At 69.8% G+C, this 2,364-nt stretch carries 2 protein-coding genes and 1 pseudogene; all 3 read right to left on the bottom strand.

Annotated features, from left to right (window positions below; translation table 11 throughout):
* A pseudogene (locus tag VJ655_RS17125) lies at positions 1 to 437 on the bottom strand (hypothetical protein); the annotation flags it as partial.
* A 312-nt stretch (positions 438 to 749) separates the two neighbouring features.
* Positions 750 to 1,820: a glycerophosphodiester phosphodiesterase gene (locus VJ655_RS17130; protein ID WP_324113175.1), complete on the bottom strand. Its 1,071-nt coding sequence runs from the start codon at positions 1,818 to 1,820 to the stop codon at positions 750 to 752.
* Between the two features lie 154 nt (positions 1,821 to 1,974).
* The coding region (locus VJ655_RS17135) for an inositol monophosphatase family protein (RefSeq protein ID WP_324113177.1) at positions 1,975 to 2,364 on the bottom strand (390 nt) is incomplete at its 5' end.

The following is a 2,364-nucleotide window of genomic DNA, read 5'->3' on the forward strand; positions in this document are numbered from 1 at the left end:
TTGATCGCGGGGCGGACGCCGAACAGGCCCTGCGCCTCGTCCTGGAAGCTGAACTTGTCGCCGGCGATCATCGCCAGGCGCGTCTGGGCGGCCCGGACCTGGCCCTTCAGAAACAGCTTGCGGCGGCGCTGGTCGGGCGTCAGCCCTTTGTCCGGGACGGCGCCCAGCAGGGCCTGCAGGCGGTCGGCCTCCCGGCGCAGCAGATAGACAGGGCGCGGCGCGGTCTTGGCGGCCGTCAGATATTCGCGCGGCCCGTAATAGGCGTCGACATAGCCGGGCTCACGCTCGCCGGCCTCAAGGGTCATGCGCACGAAGTCGCCGGCGATCTTGTCCAGCATCTCCGGGCCGGGCGAGGCGAGGGCGGGCGCGCCCACGCCCACGCCCACGGTCAGGGCGACGATGGCCGCCAGCGAGGCGGCGGCGTGACGGATCTTCATGGGGCTCACCCTAGCGTTCGAAGGGCGGCACGCTGCACCGTTCCTCGCGGGCTAAGCAAGAGGGCTAGAGATGATCGGCGTTCGGTCGACAGGGTGACCCGACTAAATCTCCTGCCTTCCTGGGCCTCGTGCCCAGGACCCATGCCGGCGGCCAATGCAGGCCTTCAAGTTTCGCGGTGCGGTTAGACCGTGAACTCCGCCTAACGTCGCTGAACCTGAGCGCTGGGTCCTGGGCACAAGGCCCAGGAAGGCAGGGAAAATAGGTCTCTGTGAGTGTCGATCGGCCAAGGGGTCTGCGCCGTCGGCGCCGTTCTAGCCTCGCGCCGCGACGGCCAGGGCGGGGAAGTCGCTGAACATCCCGTCGACGCCGGCCGCATAAAGGGCCTTCATCAGCGTCGTCACGTCGCCGTGCTGGGCCAGGAAGGTCGGGCTGGCCGGGTCGCCTTTGCGCAGGGGCGCGGGCAGGAAGTAGTTCTCGGCCCGGAGCGTCCAGACATGCACTTGCAGGCCCGCCGCGTGGGCGTCCTTGACCAGGCTGGTCGGCGCCAGCAGGCCTTGGGCGTCGCTCGGGATCACCTGGCTCCAGCCCGCGCCCAGGCCGTCGGCGTAGACGGCCACGTCCTTGAGGCCCTGGGCCGTGATCAGGTCGGCGTACTTGACCCCGGGCAGGTCGGGCGGGCCGCCCTCGCCGTCGACCAGGAAGACCAGGCGCGCTGGGGTCTTGGCCCGCAGGCGCTTCAGCGTCCCGACCTCGAAGCACTGGACGAACACCGGTGCGGTCGCCGAATTGAGATCCAGGGCCTTCAGCTTGGACACCAGCCGGTCCTCGGTGGGCAGGCCGATCGAGGCGAAATAGGTCGGGTGCTTCAGCTCGGGATAGACGCCGATCGTCCGGCCCGCGCGCTGGGAGCCAGCGCGGGCGATGGCGACGACCTCCTCGAAGGTCAGGAGCTGGGCCTGGCCGTCATAGGCGGTGTTGGCCGGACGCAGCTGCGCCAGTCGCTCGCGGGCGCGCAGGGTCTTGATCTCGGCGAGGGTGAAGTCCTCGGTGAACCAGCCCGTGACCGACTGGCCGTCGATGGTCTTGGTCGTCTTGCGGGCGGCGAACTCGGGGCGGCTGGCGACGTCGGTCGTGCCGCCGATCTCGTTCTCATGGCGGGCGACCAGGTGGCCGTCCTTGGTGGGAACCAGATCCGGCTCGATGAAATTCGCGCCCTGGTCGATGGCGCGGTCGTAGGCGAGGGCGGTGTGCTCGGGCCGTTCGCCGCTGCAACCGCGATGGCCGATGACGATCGGTTGACGAGGGATGGCCTGGCTCCAGCCGGGCAACAGCGTGCCGGCGAGGGCGGCGGTGGTCAGGGCGCGACGGGTCAGGAGGGTCATGGCGCGCGATTTAGCGCGCGGATGTGACGGTTTGGCTAGACCTTGAAACTGTCATCCCGGCCAAGCGCGAAGCGCGCCGAGCCGGGACCGCCTGAAGCTCCGCGCCTGTCGCGGTCCCGGGTCTGCGCTGCGCTTCGCCCGGGATGACAGGTTTCTAAGCCGCCCGCAGCCGTTCCAGGATCTGCGGGTGCAGGTCCTGGTTCGAGGCCAGGATCGACTTGCCGGCGACCAGGTCGAGGTCGCTTTCGTCGATCGCGGTGACCTTGCCGCCCGATTCCTGGACCATCAGGATCCCGGCCGCGACGTCCCACGGATTGAGGTTGCGCTCCCAGTAGGCGTCGAAGCGGCCGGCGGCGACCCAGGCGAGATCCAGGGCGGCCGAGCCGAAGCGGCGGACGCCGGCGACCTTCTGGCTGACCTGGTGCAGCTCCTTCAGGAACTGGCCGTGGCCGGGCTTGCCGGCGAACGGCACGCCCGTGGCCAAGACGCTCTCGTCCAGGTGACGGCGGGCCGCGACGCGCAGGCGCTTTTCGGCGCCCAGGAA

This window comes from Caulobacter sp. (genome assembly GCF_035254145.1).
Taxonomy (GTDB): Bacteria; Pseudomonadota; Alphaproteobacteria; order Caulobacterales; family Caulobacteraceae; genus Caulobacter.